The following is a 13,527-nucleotide window of genomic DNA, read 5'->3' on the forward strand; positions in this document are numbered from 1 at the left end:
GAGTAAATTATGAGTCGTTCATTAAAAAAAGGTCCATATATTAACGTAAAACTTGAAAACAAAGTGCTTGCTATGAATGAAAGCGGCAAGAAGGTTGTCGTTAAGACTTGGGCTAGAGCTTCAATGATCTCGCCTGATTTTGTAGGGCACACAATTGCAGTTCATAACGGAAATAAATTTATTCCTGTTTACGTTACAGAAAACATGGTAGGACACAAACTGGGTGAATTTGCACCGACACGTACATTCCGCGGCCATGCAGGTAACAAGAAAAAATAAGCAGGATAATCTGAAGAAATAATAAAGTAATAAATAATGGGAGCAAGAAAAAAAATATCGGCTGAAAAAAGAAAAGAAGCCCTTAAGACCATGTATTTTGCAAAGTTGCAAAATGTTCCTACTTCTCCGCGAAAAATGCGTCTCGTGGCTGACATGATTCGTGGTATGGAAGTGAACCGTGCACTGGGTGTCTTGAAGTTTTCTTCTAAAGAAGCTTCTGCAAGAGTGGAAAAACTGTTGCGCTCTGCTATTGCTAACTGGGAACAGAAAAACGAACGTAAGGCAGAAAGTGGCGAATTGTTTGTAACAAAGATTTATGTTGATGGGGGTGCAACGCTGAAAAGAATGCGTCCGGCTCCGCAGGGTAGAGGTTACAGAATTCGTAAACGTTCAAATCATGTGACTTTGTTCGTTGATTCTAAGAGTACTAATGATAATCAAAATTAAGACTAGATGGGACAGAAAGTTAATCCGATAAGCAACCGTTTAGGAATTATCAGAGGATGGGATTCTAATTGGTACGGTGGCAATGATTATGGTGATGCTTTGTTGGAAGACAGCAAAATCCGTAAATATTTGAATGCCAGACTTGCAAAAGCCAGCGTTTCAAGAATTGTTATAGAACGTACACTGAAATTGGTGACAATCACAGTTTGTACAGCGCGTCCGGGTATTATCATTGGTAAAGGCGGTCAGGAAGTTGACAAGCTGAAAGAAGAGTTGAAGAAAATCACGGACAAGGATATTCAGATTAATATCTTTGAGGTGAAAAGACCTGAGTTGGACGCTGTTATTGTAGCTAATAATATCGCTCGTCAGGTAGAAGGTAAGATTGCCTATCGCCGCGCCATCAAGATGGCTATCGCTAACACAATGCGTATGGGTGCTGAAGGTATCAAAGTGTTGATTTCAGGACGTTTGAATGGAGCGGAAATGGCTCGTTCTGAAATGTATAAAGAAGGAAGAACTCCGTTACATACTTTCCGTGCGGACATTGACTATTGTCATGCAGAAGCTTTGACTAAGGTTGGTTTGCTGGGTATCAAAGTATGGATTTGCCGTGGTGAAGTGTATGGTAAGAGAGAATTAGCGCCTAACTTTACTCAGACTAAAGAGAGTGGTCGTGGCGGTAATGGCAACAATAACGGTGGTAAGAACTTCAAAAGAAAGAAAAACAATCGCTAACGGATTTGAATTTTAGGAATTATGTTACAACCGAAAAAGACAAAATTCAGAAGACAGCAGAAGGGCAGTCAGAAAGGAAATGCTCAAAGAGGAAACCAATTGGCTTTCGGATCATTTGGTATCAAATCTTTGGAGACTAAATGGATTACAGGTAGACAAATTGAAGCTGCACGTATTGCGGTAACAAGATATATGCAACGTCAAGGACAGATTTGGATCCGTATTTTCCCGGACAAACCTATTACCCGCAAGCCTGCTGATGTGCGTATGGGTAAAGGTAAAGGTGCTCCTGAAGGTTTCGTCGCTCCGGTTACTCCGGGTCGTATTATCATCGAGGCAGAAGGTGTTCCTTATGAGGTAGCTAAAGAAGCTTTGCGTCTTGCAGCACAGAAGCTTCCTGTTACTACTAAGTTTATAGTTAGACGTGATTACGATGCTAAAAATCAAAATGCTTAATTTATTATGAAGATTGCAGAAATTAGAGAAATAGCTACCAATGAATTGGCAGAAAGAATTGAAGCTGAAGTAGCCAATTACAATCAGATGGTTTTAAATCATTCTATCTCTCCGCTGGATAATCCTGCACAGATTAAGAAATTACGCAGAACGATTGCGCGTATGAAGGCAGAATTGCATCAGAGAGAACTTAACAAATAATAATGGTCCTCATGGAAGCTAGAAATTTAAGAAAAGAAAGAACAGGTGTTGTAGTAAGCAATAAGATGGATAAGACCATTACTGTTGCTGCTAAGTTTAAGGAAAAACACCCTATTTATGGTAAGTTCGTTTCTAAAACGAAAAAATACCATGCTCATGATGAAAAGAATGAATGTAATGTAGGTGATACAGTACACATCATGGAAACTCGTCCTTTGAGCAAAACTAAGAGATGGAGATTGGTTGAAATAATTGAAAGAGCTAAGTAATTATGATACAAGTAGAATCCAGACTTACAGTGTGTGACAACAGTGGCGCTAAAGAAGCTCTTTGTATCCGCGTATTAGGCGGTACGAGGAGACGTTACGCTTCTGTAGGGGATGTCATTGTAGTTTCTATCAAGAGTGTAATCCCCTCTAGTGATGTTAAAAAAGGTGCAGTATCAAAGGCTTTAATTGTACGTACTAAGAAAGAAATCCGTCGTGCTGATGGTTCTTATATTCGTTTTGATGATAATGCTTGCGTATTATTGAATAATGCAGGCGAAATTAGAGGAAGTCGTATTTTTGGCCCTGTTGCAAGAGAGTTGCGTGCTGCAAACATGAAAGTGGTATCACTTGCACCTGAAGTACTTTAATTTTGTAAAAGATTTAAGTAATGAGTAAATTACATATAAAAAAAGGCGATACAGTTTACGTAAACTCTGGTGAAGATAAAGGTAAAACTGGCCGTGTGCTGAAAGTTCTTGTTAAAGAAGGACGTGCACTTGTAGAAGGTATCAATATGGTATCGAAGAGTACCAAACCTAATGCAAAGAACCCTCAAGGTGGTATCGTAAAGCAGGAGGCTGCTATACATATCTCAAACTTGAATGTGGTTGATCCTAAAACAGGCAAGCCAACACGTGTGGGAAGAAGAGAAAGTTCTGATGGTAGAACATTTGTTCGTTATGCTAAAAAATCAGGAGAGGAGATTAAATAATGAGTAATACTGCTAGCCTTAAGAAAGAATATGCAGAGCGCATTGCGCCTGCATTGAAGAATCAGTTCCAATATTCTTCAACAATGCAGATCCCCGTACTTAAGAAGATTGTTATCAATCAAGGTTTAGGTATGGCTGTCGCTGATAAGAAGATTATTGAAGTTGCTATTAATGAGTTAACAGCAATTACTGGTCAGAAAGCTGTTGCAACAGTTTCACGTAAAGATATCGCAAACTTTAAGTTGCGTAAGAAAATGCCGATTGGTGTAATGGTAACTTTGCGTCGTGAAAGAATGTATGAGTTCCTTGAAAAGCTTGTTCGTGTTGCCTTGCCACGTATCCGTGACTTCAAAGGTATCGAAAGCAAGTTTGATGGAAGAGGTAATTATACATTGGGTATTCAGGAGCAAATCATTTTCCCTGAAATAAATATCGATAGTATTACTAAAATTCTCGGAATGAATATTACCTTTGTAACTTCTGCTCCGACAGATGAAGAAGGTTATGCTTTGTTAAAGGAATTTGGTTTACCGTTTAAAAACTCAAAAAAAGATTAATATATTATGGCAAAAGAATCAATGAAGGCTCGTGAAGTAAAAAGAGCCAAACTTGTAGCCAAATATGCTGAAAAACGTGCTGCGTTGAAGAAGATTGTCAACTCAGGTGACCCTGCTGAAGCTTTTGAAGCTGCTCAGAAATTGCAGGCTATTCCTAAGAACGCCAATCCTATTCGTTTGCACAACCGTTGTAAATTGACCGGTCGTCCTAAAGGTTATATTCGTCAGTTCGGAATTTCAAGAATTCAGTTCCGCGAAATGGCTTCTAATGGTTTGATTCCGGGCGTTAAGAAAGCAAGCTGGTAATTCTTTTTATTTTTAAATATTGTCAGGGTAGTCCTGATTAATTTAATTCATTATTATATGACAGATCCAATCGCAGATTATCTCACCAGATTGAGAAATGCAATTAGTGCAAAGCACAGAGTAGTAGAAGTGCCTGCCTCAAATTTGAAAAAGGAAATCACTAAGATCCTTTTTGATAAAGGCTACATTCTGAACTACAAGTTTGTAGAAGATGGTCCTCAAGGAACTATCAAAGTGGCTTTGAAGTACGACTCAGTAAACAAAGTGAATGCTATTAAGAAACTTATCAGAGTTTCTACTCCGGGTTTACGTAAGTATACGGGTTACAAAGACATGCCGAGAGTTATTAATGGTTTAGGTATTGCTATAATATCTACTTCCAAAGGTGTAATGACTAACAAAGAAGCTGCTGAGCTGAAAATCGGTGGTGAAGTTCTTTGTTATGTATATTAATAGGAGGATAAGCAATGTCAAGAATAGGAAAATTACCCATTAGTATTCCCGCTGGAGTAACAGTTACTCTGAAGGATAATGTAGTTACTGTAAAAGGTCCTAAAGGCGAACTTAGCCAATTTGTAGATCCTTCTATCAATGTTGCAATTGAAGATGGACATGTGGCGTTGACGGAAAACGAAAACGCAATGTTGGATAACATAAAGCAAAGACATGCTTTCCATGGCTTGTATCGTTCTTTGGTTAACAACATGGTTATTGGTGTTTCTGTAGGTTATAAGAAAGAACTGGAACTTGTCGGTGTAGGTTACCGTGCTTCAAACAATGGTAATATTATTGATTTCGCTTTGGGCTATACTCATAATATCTTTATGCAGTTGCCTCCTGAAATCAAGGTAGAAACTAAGTCAGAAAGAAATAAGAACCCTCTTATTATATTGGAATCTTGTGACAAACAACTGCTTGGTCAGGTTTGCTCAAAAATACGTTCTTTCCGTAAGCCGGAACCTTATAAAGGTAAAGGTATTAAGTTTGTTGGCGAAGAAATTCGTAGAAAGTCTGGTAAGTCAGCCGGTGCTAAATAATTTACATAAAATTGTATTATCATGACAACAAAATTAGAAAGACGAATCAAGATCAAATATAGAGTGCGCAATAAGATTTCAGGTACTACTGAACGTCCGCGTATGAGTGTGTTTAGAAGTAACAAGCAGATTTACGTTCAAGTTATCGATGACTTGGCTGGTAAGACTTTGGCTGCAGCTTCCTCTTTGGGAATGGAAGCTATGCCTAAGAAAGAACAGGCTGCTAAAGTTGGTGAACTGATTGCCAAGAAGGCTCAGGAAGCTGGTATTACGACTGTCGTATTCGACCGTAATGGTTACTTGTATCATGGGAGAGTAAAAGAAGTGGCTGACGCTGCTCGTAACGGTGGACTTAAATTTTAATCAATTATGGCAGTTAATAATAGAGTTAAGATAACTAACGATATAGAGTTAAAAGACAGATTGGTTGCTATCAACCGTGTTACAAAGGTAACAAAGGGTGGTAGAACATTCAGCTTCTCTGCAATTGTCGTTGTTGGAAACGAAGACGGTATTATTGGTTGGGGCCTTGGTAAAGCTGGTGAAGTAACAGCGGCTATTGCCAAAGGTGTTGAAGCAGCTAAGAAGAACTTGACTCGTGTTCCTGTATTGAAAGGTACAGTTCCTCATGAACAGTCGGCTAAATTTGGTGGTGCAGAAGTATTCATCAAACCGGCTTCTACCGGTACCGGTGTGGTAGCAGGTGGCGCAATGCGTGCTGTTTTGGAAAGTGTGGGTATTACAGACGTTTTGGCTAAGTCAAAAGGTTCTTCTAATCCGCACAACTTGGTAAAAGCTACTATTTTGGCTTTGGGTGAGATGAGAGATGCCCGTATGGTTGCTCAGAACAGAGGCGTAAGTATGGAAAAAGTATTTAGAGGATAAGGAGGAATTATGTCAACTATTAAGATTAAACAAGTAAAAAGTAGAATTGGTGCTCCTGCTGATCAAAAAAGAGTACTCGATGCGCTGGGACTTCGCAAGATGAATCGTGTGGTTGAGCACGAAGCAACTCCTTCTATTCTGGGAATGGTTGAAAAGGTAAAACACCTGGTTGCCATCGTTAAGTAATTCATTGTTAATAAAAAAACTAATTACGATATGAATTTAAGTAATTTAAAACCTGCAGAAGGATCTACAAAGACTAGAAAAAGAATTGGCCGCGGCCCCGGTTCTGGTTTAGGGGGTACTTCTACAAGAGGTCATAAAGGTGCTAAATCAAGATCAGGTTATTCAAAGAAGATTGGTTTTGAAGGTGGACAGATGCCTCTTCAACGTCGTGTTCCGAAGTTCGGTTTTAAGAATATTAACCGTGTAGAATATAAAGCTATTAACCTTGAAACTATTCAGAAGCTGGCTGATGCTAAGAATCTGACTAAGGTAGGTATGAATGACTTTATTGAAGCTGGTTTCATTTCTTCTAATCAATTGGTAAAAGTACTAGGTAACGGTAGTTTGACTACTAAGCTTGATGTGGAAGCTAATGCTTTCTCAAAGAGTGCGGTAGCTGCAATCGAAGCTGTTGGTGGTAATGCAGTAAAACTCTGATTCAATGAGAAAATCTATTGAAACATTAAAAAATATATGGAAAATTGAGGATCTGAGACAAAGGATCCTCATTACTATATTATTTGTTGCAATTTACAGGTTTGGTTCATACGTGGTTCTGCCAGGTATTAACCCTGCCATGTTAACTCAGTTGCATAAACAGACAAGTGAAGGTTTGTTAGCCTTGTTAAACATGTTCTCTGGAGGAGCGTTTTCCAATGCATCTATATTTGCATTAGGAATCATGCCATATATCTCGGCATCAATTGTAATCCAGCTTTTGGCGATTGCTGTTCCCTACTTTCAGAAAATCCAACGTGAAGGTGAAAGTGGTAGAAGAAAAATCAATCAATATACCCGTATATTGACAATTGCGATTTTGGTTTTCCAAGCTCCCTCATACTTGCTTAACCTTAAGATGCAAGCCGGACCATCACTTAATGCTTCATTAGATTGGACATTCTTTATAATTACTTCTACCATCATTTTGGCAGCTGGAAGTATGTTTATTCTGTGGCTTGGAGAAAGAATAACAGATAAGGGTATAGGTAATGGTATATCATTCATTATTTTGATTGGTATTATTGCCCGTCTGCCGCAATCTTTATTCCAGGAATTCGTTTCTCGTCTGGCTTCTCCGGGTGCAGGTGGTATCATCATGTTTTTGTTGGAAATAGTATTCTTGCTGTTCGTTATTGCAGCCGCAATTTTGCTGGTTCAAGGCGTTCGCAAGGTCCCTGTACAATATGCAAAACGTATTGTAGGAAACAAACAGTATGGTGGTGCAAGACAATATATTCCTTTGAAAGTGAATGCTGCGAATGTAATGCCTATCATCTTTGCTCAGGCAATCATGTTCATTCCTATTACATTGGTGGGCTTCTCAAACGCTGCAACAGCAAGTGGTATTGTACGTGCATTTGTAGATCATACTAGCTTCTGGTATAATTTTGTTTTTGCAATATTGATTATTGTGTTTACATACTTCTATACTGCGATTACAATTAATCCTAACCAGATGGCAGAAGATATGAAGAGAAATAATGGTTTTATTCCGGGAATAAAACCAGGTAAGAATACAGCTGAGTATATAGATGCGATTATGTCTCGTATTACTCTGCCGGGTTCTATATTCTTGGCTCTTGTAGCCATTATGCCTGCATTTGCTGGTATTTTTGGAGTAAAAGCTGAGTTCGCCCAGTTCTTTGGTGGTACATCCTTGTTGATTCTTGTAGGTGTTGTATTGGATACACTCCAACAGGTGGAAAGTCATTTGCTGATGCGCCATTATGACGGATTGTTGAATTCCGGAAGAATCAAGGGGCGTGCTGGTAATGTTGCTGCATATTAATTAGTCTGAGATGATATTTCTTAAGACAGATGATGAGATAGAGCTGCTTCGTCAGAGTAACCTACTTGTAGGTAAAACTCTGGCTGAAGTTGCTAAATTGATAAAACCCGGTGTGACAACCAGGGAACTTGACAAGGTAGCAGAAGAGTTTATTAGAGATAATGGAGCTGTTCCTACTTTTAAAGGTTTTCCCAATCAATATGGTGATCCGTTCCCCAGTGCCTTGTGTACTTCGGTAAATGATCAGGTTGTACACGGTATTCCCAATGATATTCCTTTGAAAGAAGGTGATATTGTTTCTGTTGATTGTGGTACTTACATGAATGGTTTTTGTGGGGACTCGGCTTACACTTTCTGTGTGGGAGAAGTTGATCCCGAGGTCTTGAAACTTTTGAAGACAACAAAAGAAGCTTTGTATTTAGGTATAGAGAATGCCGTTCATGGGAAGCGTTTGGGTGATATAGGTTTTACTGTCCAGCAACATTGCGAGGCTAATTCCTATGGAGTGGTGAGAGAATTTGTAGGTCATGGTATTGGAAAAGACATGCATGAAGATCCGCAGGTACCCAATTATGGAAAAAGAGGATACGGCACTCTGTTGAAAAAAGGTATGTGCATCGCCATTGAACCGATGATAACATTGGGCTCCCGTCAGATAGTAATGGAGAGAGATGGATGGACAGTACGTACTCGCGATAGAAAATGTGCCGCTCACTTTGAGCATACAGTTGCAATAGGAGTTGGGAAGGCAGATATTTTGTCCTCATTTGAATATGTCGAACAAGTATTAGGAGATAAAGCAATTTAATATGGCAAAGCAATCCGCAATAGAACAAGATGGAGTTATAGTTGAAGCATTGTCTAATGCAATGTTTCGTGTTGAGCTAGAAAACGGGCATGAAATTACTGCTCATATCTCTGGCAAGATGAGAATGCATTACATTAAAATATTACCCGGGGATAAGGTCAGAGTAGAGATGTCTCCTTATGACTTATCTAAAGGAAGAATCGTTTTTAGATACAAATAAAAAAGAAATAAGATATGAAAGTAAGAGCATCATTAAAGAAACGTACGCCGGAATGCAAAATCGTTAGACGAAATGGCCGTTTGTATGTTATTAACAAGAAAAATCCTAAGTATAAACAACGTCAAGGATAATTTATTATTTTTGCAAAAAAAATAATTTAGTATATGGCTATAAGAATAGTTGGTGTAGATTTGCCTCAGAATAAGAGAGGCGAGATTGCGTTAACATACGTATATGGTATTGGACGCAGCAGTTCAGCAAAAATCTTGGATAAGGCTGGTGTTGACAGAGATTTGAAAGTAAAAGACTGGTCAGATGATCAGGCAGCTAAAATCCGTGAAATCATTGGTGCTGAGTATAAAGTAGAAGGTGATCTTCGTTCAGAAGTGCAATTGAACATTAAGCGATTAATGGATATTGGTTGCTATCGTGGTGTGCGTCATCGTATTGGTCTGCCGGTTCGTGGTCAGAGCACTAAGAACAACGCTCGTACACGTAAGGGAAGAAAGAAAACAGTTGCAAATAAGAAAAAAGCTACTAAATAATAATTGTTGATATGGCAAAAAAAACAGTCGCAGCTAAGAAGAGAAATGTGAAGGTTGACGCTAATGGACAGTTGCATGTTCATTCTTCATTCAACAACATCATTGTATCTCTGGCAAATAGTGAAGGTCAGATTATCTCATGGTCTTCTGCAGGTAAGATGGGATTTAGAGGTTCTAAAAAGAATACTCCGTATGCAGCACAAATGGCTGCACAAGATTGCGCTAAGATAGCGTTTGATCTTGGCTTGAGAAAGGTGAAAGCATACGTTAAAGGTCCTGGAAACGGACGTGAGTCTGCTATCAGAACTATTCACGGAGCAGGTATCGAAGTTACTGAAATAATTGATGTAACTCCGCTTCCACACAACGGTTGTCGTCCTCCAAAGAGAAGAAGAGTTTAATAGATAACCTATTTTTATATGTAACTTGATTTTGTTAATAATGGATTGCACTTCCTTTCTGTAATCGCGGCTGCAACAAATTAAGTTCATTAGTAACAATTAAATTAGAAAAAGAAATGGCTAGATATACTGGACCAAAATCAAGAATTGCCCGTAAATTCGGTGAAGGAATCTTTGGAGCAGATAAAGTTTTATCTAAGAAAAATTATCCTCCCGGACAGCATGGTAACAACAGAAGAAGAAAGACTTCTGAGTACGGTATCATGTTGGCAGAAAAACAAAAAGCTAAATATACTTACGGTGTATTGGAAAAACAATTCCGTAACCTGTTTGAAAAGGCTGCAAGTGCTAACGGTATTACCGGTGAGATCTTGTTGCAGAGTTTAGAGGCTCGTCTTGACAACGTGGTGTTCCGTTTGGGTATTGCTCCGACTCGTGCTGCTGCCCGTCAGTTGGTAGGTCACAAGCACATTACAGTAGATGGAAAAGTAGTTAATATTCCTTCCTTCTCTGTAAAACCCGGTCAGATTGTAGGTGTACGCGAAAGATCTAAATCATTGGAAGTGATTGCTAATTCACTTGCAGGATTCAATCATAGCAAATATCCTTGGTTGGAGTGGGATGAAAGTTCAAAGGTAGGTAAGTTATTACATATACCTGAAAGAGCGGACATTCCTGAAAACATTAAAGAACACTTGATCGTTGAATTGTACTCTAAATAATAATTAATTTCATGGCGATATTAGCATTTCAAAAACCTGATAAAGTATTAATGTTGGAAGCGGACTCCAGATTTGGAAAATTTGAGTTCCGTCCACTTGAACCCGGTTTCGGTATTACCGTAGGTAATGCTTTACGCCGTATTCTTCTTTCTTCATTGGAAGGATTTGCAATCAACACGATTAAGATCGAAGGTGTGGAACATGAATTCGCATCTGTACCCGGTGTTAAAGAAGATGTGACCAACATTATCTTAAATCTGAAGCAAGTCAGATTTAAGCAAGTAGTAGAAGAGTTCGAAAATGAAAAGGTAAGCATTACCGTTGAGAATTCTAGTGAATTTAAGGCAGGTGATATAAGTAAGTATTTGACTGGATTTGAAGTGTTAAATCCTGAATTGGTTATTTGCCATTTAGATTCAAAAGCAACAATGCAGATGGACATTACTATTAATAAAGGTAGAGGTTATGTTCCGGCTGATGAAAACCGCGAATATTGTACCGATGTTAATGTAATTCCTATCGATTCTATTTACACACCGATACGTAATGTAAAATATCAGGTGGAAAACTTCCGTGTTGAACAGAAGACTGACTACGAAAAGCTGGTATTGGAAATTACTACCGATGGTTCCATTCACCCGAAGGAAGCTTTGAAAGAAGCTGCTAAAATATTGATTTATCATTTCATGTTGTTCTCTGATGAAAAGATTACTCTTGAAACATCCGATGTGGACGGCAATGAAGAATTTGATGAAGAAGTATTGCACATGCGCCAGCTGCTTAAGACGAAGCTTGTTGATATGGACCTCTCAGTTCGTGCCTTGAACTGCTTGAAAGCTGCCGATGTGGAAACATTGGGAGACTTGGTACAGTTCAACAAGACAGATCTGCTGAAGTTCAGAAACTTCGGTAAGAAATCGCTCACGGAGCTTGATGATTTGCTCGAGGGTCTGAATCTGTCGTTTGGAACCGACATCTCTAAATATAAATTAGATAAAGAATAAAAAATGAGACATAATAAGAAATTCAATCATTTAGGTCGTACTGCTTCTCACAGAAGTGCTATGTTATCTAACATGGCTTGTTCTTTGATCAAGCACAAAAGAATCACTACGACTGTTGCAAAGGCTAAAGCTTTGAAGAAATTCGTTGAGCCTTTAATTACAAAATCTAAAGATGACACAACTAATTCACGTCGTGTTGTATTTAGTAACTTGCAAGATAAGTTTGCTGTAACGGAGTTGTTCAAAGAAATCTCTGTAAAAGTAGCAGATCGTCCGGGTGGTTACACTCGTATCATCAAAACGGGTCATCGTTTGGGTGATAACGCTGAAATGTGCTTCATCGAGTTGGTAGATTACGATGAAAACATGGCTAAGACTGCAACTGCTAAGAAAGCAACTCGTACTCGTCGTTCCAAGAAGAGTGCGGCCGCTACAGAAGCTCCTGCAGCACCGGCAGCTGAAACTACAGAGGAAGCCCCTAAAGCTGAATAATCTGTATATCATCATATATAAAAGCCATAGCTATAAAAGCTGTGGCTTTTTTTATGTCATGACCGGCGATAATGAGAGGGGGCGGACAAAGAGAGAGACGCTTACAATTGGTCTTGTCAATGCCTGCAAAGGAGTTATATTGCCCAAAAACTGTTTTAGATTGGGGGAGCATGCAGGTTCTCCGTTAACCGTGTCAAAGCTTATAGGAAGTTTCTCCTCAGCGTGCAAAACAAAAAGACGCTTGCAGAACAAAATACCTTTGATATTTGTTAATTATTGTATGAAATGAACTCCGAGAAGCTATTTATGTTATCTTTGTAACACAGATAGTAAAACGATGAAAGGATTTGTAACAGTCATATTATTTTTTCTGTTGACTTTGGCTTTGGCCAGAACAGAATATGTTGATGTAGCTGCGGCTACATCAATGGAGGTATGCACTGTACAGCATACGGATGCTGCTTCACAACACTCCATCAATGAGGATCGTGTCATTCCCTTGGATAGCAATAAGGGAATAGCGGATATGGAGTTTGGAGATGCTCATACGTTAGCACATCGTGTCAGTGCTTCCGCAGAGCGCATGTACCGTTTTTCCTCCATCGAGACTACCCAATTTATAAAAACCTTGTTGCGTAAGATGGCCACTCGGATGGCCAGTCTTGCAAACTGTCACACCCGTGTGTATGCCTCTTCCCATTTCCTTAACTGGGATAGTGCTTGCGAGCATTATATCTTCGGTATGAGGCGTATTCTCATTTAGCTTTTATTCTTTCACCAATTTGTTTTTCCATGGTTCTGTCTTGTCGGTGATGGCGAGATGCGACCGTGGTATGAGTTATCGTATTTTTAATTAGTAAAGAATAAAATTCAGATTATTATGAGTGATACAGTTTCTGCTGAAGTAACCTTGTTTTCGGCAACACATCCCGATATTGTAAAACGTACCAGCGTCTCTTCCGTTCTTATATCCGCTATCCTTTGTGTGGCAGGTGCGGGTGCGTTTGTAACTTCTTTAAAGCTGGATGATTCCTCATCCACCATGAGTATGGTATGCATGACCGGTGGAACCATTCTGTTCCTGTGGGCCATATTCCGTTTTTTCTGGCGAAGCAAGGAATGGGTATATGTGCCAACCGGTAGTGTGGCGAAAGAAGGGACATGCTTCTTTGATGTATGCGATTTGCATGCCTTGACGGAGGCGTTGGAGAAGAAAGGTTTTGAAACCAAGAATGACGTGAAAGTAAAGACAAACGGAAACGTGCGTATGGACTATATGATTTCTCAAGATAAGAAATTCGTAGCCGCCCAGTTGTTCCGTTTTATCCCCTATACATACGAACCTGCATCTTCTGTGTTTTATTTCACGGGAAATGATGCAAGCGCGTTTGTACATTGCTTGGAGACAAGCGAATTTTGATTTTCTATGACTCT

Annotated in this window: 27 protein-coding genes; all 27 read left to right on the forward strand. The window is 39.2% G+C overall.

The annotated features are described in order from the left end of the window. Window positions 1-9 precede the first annotated feature (9 nt). Window positions 10-279, forward strand: coding sequence for a 30S ribosomal protein S19 (gene rpsS / locus ACYQ0C_RS01320; RefSeq protein ID WP_009125135.1), 270 nt, complete (start codon window positions 10-12; stop codon window positions 277-279). 36 nt (window positions 280-315) lie between these two features. Continuing rightward, entirely contained in the window at window positions 316-726 is a 411-nt protein-coding gene (gene rplV, locus ACYQ0C_RS01325; protein WP_005844856.1) for a 50S ribosomal protein L22, read from the forward strand. A 6-nt stretch (window positions 727-732) separates the two neighbouring features. Continuing rightward, window positions 733-1,464 carry a 30S ribosomal protein S3 gene (rpsC, locus tag ACYQ0C_RS01330; RefSeq protein WP_005844858.1) on the forward strand — a complete coding sequence of 244 codons (732 nt, stop codon included), beginning with the start codon at window positions 733-735 and terminating at the stop codon, window positions 1,462-1,464. Window positions 1,465-1,485: 21 nt separating this feature from the next. Beyond that, complete coding sequence (gene rplP, locus ACYQ0C_RS01335; protein WP_016275273.1) at window positions 1,486-1,920, forward strand: 50S ribosomal protein L16; 435 nt, start codon at window positions 1,486-1,488, stop codon at window positions 1,918-1,920. A 6-nt stretch (window positions 1,921-1,926) separates the two neighbouring features. Beyond that, complete coding sequence (gene rpmC, locus ACYQ0C_RS01340; RefSeq protein WP_005844862.1) at window positions 1,927-2,121, forward strand: 50S ribosomal protein L29; 195 nt, start codon at window positions 1,927-1,929, stop codon at window positions 2,119-2,121. Window positions 2,122-2,132: 11 nt separating this feature from the next. Next, the gene (gene rpsQ / locus ACYQ0C_RS01345) at window positions 2,133-2,390 is read left to right on the forward strand and encodes a 30S ribosomal protein S17 (RefSeq protein ID WP_005844864.1); all 258 of its coding nucleotides are present in this window, start codon (window positions 2,133-2,135) and stop codon (window positions 2,388-2,390) included. Window positions 2,391-2,392: 2 nt separating this feature from the next. Continuing rightward, the gene (gene rplN, locus ACYQ0C_RS01350; RefSeq protein WP_005941865.1) at window positions 2,393-2,758 is read left to right on the forward strand and encodes a 50S ribosomal protein L14; all 366 of its coding nucleotides are present in this window, start codon (window positions 2,393-2,395) and stop codon (window positions 2,756-2,758) included. A 20-nt stretch (window positions 2,759-2,778) separates the two neighbouring features. Then, a complete protein-coding gene (rplX, locus tag ACYQ0C_RS01355) occupies window positions 2,779-3,102 on the forward strand; it encodes a 50S ribosomal protein L24 (RefSeq protein WP_007838941.1) in 324 nt (107 codons plus the stop codon). Beyond that, window positions 3,102-3,659, forward strand: coding sequence for a 50S ribosomal protein L5 (rplE, locus tag ACYQ0C_RS01360; RefSeq protein ID WP_005844870.1), 558 nt, complete (start codon window positions 3,102-3,104; stop codon window positions 3,657-3,659). The genes rplX and rplE overlap by 1 nt, the downstream gene beginning before the upstream one ends. Window positions 3,660-3,665: 6 nt before the next feature. Next, complete coding sequence (gene rpsN, locus ACYQ0C_RS01365; RefSeq protein ID WP_005844872.1) at window positions 3,666-3,965, forward strand: 30S ribosomal protein S14; 300 nt, start codon at window positions 3,666-3,668, stop codon at window positions 3,963-3,965. Window positions 3,966-4,022: 57 nt separating this feature from the next. After that, complete coding sequence (gene rpsH / locus ACYQ0C_RS01370; protein ID WP_005844874.1) at window positions 4,023-4,418, forward strand: 30S ribosomal protein S8; 396 nt, start codon at window positions 4,023-4,025, stop codon at window positions 4,416-4,418. Window positions 4,419-4,432: 14 nt separating this feature from the next. Beyond that, a complete protein-coding gene (rplF, locus tag ACYQ0C_RS01375; RefSeq protein ID WP_016275274.1) occupies window positions 4,433-5,002 on the forward strand; it encodes a 50S ribosomal protein L6 in 570 nt (189 codons plus the stop codon). A gap of 21 nt (window positions 5,003-5,023) precedes the next feature. Next, window positions 5,024-5,365 (forward strand): 50S ribosomal protein L18, encoded by a 342-nt coding sequence (gene rplR / locus ACYQ0C_RS01380; protein WP_016275275.1) that lies wholly within the window; start codon window positions 5,024-5,026, stop codon window positions 5,363-5,365. A gap of 6 nt (window positions 5,366-5,371) precedes the next feature. After that, window positions 5,372-5,887 (forward strand): 30S ribosomal protein S5, encoded by a 516-nt coding sequence (gene rpsE / locus ACYQ0C_RS01385; protein WP_007838936.1) that lies wholly within the window; start codon window positions 5,372-5,374, stop codon window positions 5,885-5,887. Window positions 5,888-5,896: 9 nt separating this feature from the next. Beyond that, window positions 5,897-6,073: a 50S ribosomal protein L30 gene (rpmD, locus tag ACYQ0C_RS01390; RefSeq protein ID WP_005844887.1), complete on the forward strand. Its 177-nt coding sequence runs from the start codon at window positions 5,897-5,899 to the stop codon at window positions 6,071-6,073. 30 nt (window positions 6,074-6,103) lie between these two features. After that, on the forward strand, window positions 6,104-6,550 hold the full coding sequence (rplO, locus tag ACYQ0C_RS01395) for a 50S ribosomal protein L15 (protein WP_016275276.1): 447 nt from the start codon (window positions 6,104-6,106) through the stop codon (window positions 6,548-6,550). Window positions 6,551-6,554: 4 nt separating this feature from the next. Further along, window positions 6,555-7,901: a preprotein translocase subunit SecY gene (secY, locus tag ACYQ0C_RS01400; protein ID WP_005844891.1), complete on the forward strand. Its 1,347-nt coding sequence runs from the start codon at window positions 6,555-6,557 to the stop codon at window positions 7,899-7,901. A gap of 10 nt (window positions 7,902-7,911) precedes the next feature. Then, window positions 7,912-8,709, forward strand: coding sequence for a type I methionyl aminopeptidase (gene map / locus ACYQ0C_RS01405; RefSeq protein ID WP_016275277.1), 798 nt, complete (start codon window positions 7,912-7,914; stop codon window positions 8,707-8,709). A 1-nt stretch (window position 8,710) separates the two neighbouring features. Next, window positions 8,711-8,929: a translation initiation factor IF-1 gene (gene infA / locus ACYQ0C_RS01410; RefSeq protein ID WP_002558052.1), complete on the forward strand. Its 219-nt coding sequence runs from the start codon at window positions 8,711-8,713 to the stop codon at window positions 8,927-8,929. Window positions 8,930-8,943: 14 nt separating this feature from the next. Further along, entirely contained in the window at window positions 8,944-9,060 is a 117-nt protein-coding gene (ykgO, locus tag ACYQ0C_RS01415; protein ID WP_002558051.1) for a type B 50S ribosomal protein L36, read from the forward strand. A 33-nt stretch (window positions 9,061-9,093) separates the two neighbouring features. Continuing rightward, window positions 9,094-9,474, forward strand: coding sequence for a 30S ribosomal protein S13 (gene rpsM, locus ACYQ0C_RS01420; RefSeq protein WP_016275278.1), 381 nt, complete (start codon window positions 9,094-9,096; stop codon window positions 9,472-9,474). Between the two features lie 11 nt (window positions 9,475-9,485). Further along, on the forward strand, window positions 9,486-9,875 hold the full coding sequence (rpsK, locus tag ACYQ0C_RS01425) for a 30S ribosomal protein S11 (RefSeq protein ID WP_004296327.1): 390 nt from the start codon (window positions 9,486-9,488) through the stop codon (window positions 9,873-9,875). 116 nt (window positions 9,876-9,991) lie between these two features. Then, the gene (gene rpsD / locus ACYQ0C_RS01430; protein WP_016275279.1) at window positions 9,992-10,597 is read left to right on the forward strand and encodes a 30S ribosomal protein S4; all 606 of its coding nucleotides are present in this window, start codon (window positions 9,992-9,994) and stop codon (window positions 10,595-10,597) included. Between the two features lie 11 nt (window positions 10,598-10,608). Further along, window positions 10,609-11,601 (forward strand): DNA-directed RNA polymerase subunit alpha, encoded by a 993-nt coding sequence (locus ACYQ0C_RS01435; protein WP_005844902.1) that lies wholly within the window; start codon window positions 10,609-10,611, stop codon window positions 11,599-11,601. Window positions 11,602-11,604: 3 nt separating this feature from the next. After that, a complete protein-coding gene (gene rplQ, locus ACYQ0C_RS01440) occupies window positions 11,605-12,093 on the forward strand; it encodes a 50S ribosomal protein L17 (protein WP_005844904.1) in 489 nt (162 codons plus the stop codon). A 337-nt stretch (window positions 12,094-12,430) separates the two neighbouring features. Continuing rightward, window positions 12,431-12,856 (forward strand): hypothetical protein, encoded by a 426-nt coding sequence (locus tag ACYQ0C_RS01445; protein ID WP_016275281.1) that lies wholly within the window; start codon window positions 12,431-12,433, stop codon window positions 12,854-12,856. A 117-nt stretch (window positions 12,857-12,973) separates the two neighbouring features. Next, window positions 12,974-13,513 (forward strand): hypothetical protein, encoded by a 540-nt coding sequence (locus ACYQ0C_RS01450; protein ID WP_016275282.1) that lies wholly within the window; start codon window positions 12,974-12,976, stop codon window positions 13,511-13,513. The last annotated feature ends 14 nt before the right edge of the window (window positions 13,514-13,527 follow it).

It is taken from the genome of Phocaeicola sartorii JCM 17136 = DSM 21941, assembly GCF_054653615.1.

Excerpts from the sequence above, each read along its gene's own strand:
- rpmD (WP_005844887.1), top strand. The coding sequence starts at position 5,897 with ATGTCAACTATTAAGATTAAACAAGTAAAAAGTAGAATTGGTGCTCCT.
- ykgO (WP_002558051.1), top strand. The coding sequence starts at position 8,944 with ATGAAAGTAAGAGCATCATTAAAGAAACGTACGCCGGAATGCAAAATC.
- rplE (WP_005844870.1), top strand. The coding sequence starts at position 3,102 with ATGAGTAATACTGCTAGCCTTAAGAAAGAATATGCAGAGCGCATTGCG.
- rpsE (WP_007838936.1), top strand. The coding sequence starts at position 5,372 with ATGGCAGTTAATAATAGAGTTAAGATAACTAACGATATAGAGTTAAAA.
- rpsH (WP_005844874.1), top strand. The coding sequence starts at position 4,023 with ATGACAGATCCAATCGCAGATTATCTCACCAGATTGAGAAATGCAATT.
- rpsQ (WP_005844864.1), top strand. The coding sequence starts at position 2,133 with ATGGAAGCTAGAAATTTAAGAAAAGAAAGAACAGGTGTTGTAGTAAGC.
- rplX (WP_007838941.1), top strand. The coding sequence starts at position 2,779 with ATGAGTAAATTACATATAAAAAAAGGCGATACAGTTTACGTAAACTCT.
- ACYQ0C_RS01445 (WP_016275281.1), top strand. The coding sequence starts at position 12,431 with ATGAAAGGATTTGTAACAGTCATATTATTTTTTCTGTTGACTTTGGCT.
- rpsD (WP_016275279.1), top strand. The coding sequence starts at position 9,992 with ATGGCTAGATATACTGGACCAAAATCAAGAATTGCCCGTAAATTCGGT.
- secY (WP_005844891.1), top strand. The coding sequence starts at position 6,555 with ATGAGAAAATCTATTGAAACATTAAAAAATATATGGAAAATTGAGGAT.
- rpsK (WP_004296327.1), top strand. The coding sequence starts at position 9,486 with ATGGCAAAAAAAACAGTCGCAGCTAAGAAGAGAAATGTGAAGGTTGAC.
- rpsS (WP_009125135.1), top strand. The coding sequence starts at position 10 with ATGAGTCGTTCATTAAAAAAAGGTCCATATATTAACGTAAAACTTGAA.
- rpmC (WP_005844862.1), top strand. The coding sequence starts at position 1,927 with ATGAAGATTGCAGAAATTAGAGAAATAGCTACCAATGAATTGGCAGAA.
- rpsM (WP_016275278.1), top strand. The coding sequence starts at position 9,094 with ATGGCTATAAGAATAGTTGGTGTAGATTTGCCTCAGAATAAGAGAGGC.
- rpsN (WP_005844872.1), top strand. The coding sequence starts at position 3,666 with ATGGCAAAAGAATCAATGAAGGCTCGTGAAGTAAAAAGAGCCAAACTT.
- rplV (WP_005844856.1), top strand. The coding sequence starts at position 316 with ATGGGAGCAAGAAAAAAAATATCGGCTGAAAAAAGAAAAGAAGCCCTT.
- rplQ (WP_005844904.1), top strand. The coding sequence starts at position 11,605 with ATGAGACATAATAAGAAATTCAATCATTTAGGTCGTACTGCTTCTCAC.
- rplR (WP_016275275.1), top strand. The coding sequence starts at position 5,024 with ATGACAACAAAATTAGAAAGACGAATCAAGATCAAATATAGAGTGCGC.
- map (WP_016275277.1), top strand. The coding sequence starts at position 7,912 with ATGATATTTCTTAAGACAGATGATGAGATAGAGCTGCTTCGTCAGAGT.
- rplF (WP_016275274.1), top strand. The coding sequence starts at position 4,433 with ATGTCAAGAATAGGAAAATTACCCATTAGTATTCCCGCTGGAGTAACA.
- ACYQ0C_RS01435 (WP_005844902.1), top strand. The coding sequence starts at position 10,609 with ATGGCGATATTAGCATTTCAAAAACCTGATAAAGTATTAATGTTGGAA.
- rpsC (WP_005844858.1), top strand. The coding sequence starts at position 733 with ATGGGACAGAAAGTTAATCCGATAAGCAACCGTTTAGGAATTATCAGA.
- ACYQ0C_RS01450 (WP_016275282.1), top strand. The coding sequence starts at position 12,974 with ATGAGTGATACAGTTTCTGCTGAAGTAACCTTGTTTTCGGCAACACAT.
- rplP (WP_016275273.1), top strand. The coding sequence starts at position 1,486 with ATGTTACAACCGAAAAAGACAAAATTCAGAAGACAGCAGAAGGGCAGT.
- rplN (WP_005941865.1), top strand. The coding sequence starts at position 2,393 with ATGATACAAGTAGAATCCAGACTTACAGTGTGTGACAACAGTGGCGCT.
- infA (WP_002558052.1), top strand. The coding sequence starts at position 8,711 with ATGGCAAAGCAATCCGCAATAGAACAAGATGGAGTTATAGTTGAAGCA.
- rplO (WP_016275276.1), top strand. The coding sequence starts at position 6,104 with ATGAATTTAAGTAATTTAAAACCTGCAGAAGGATCTACAAAGACTAGA.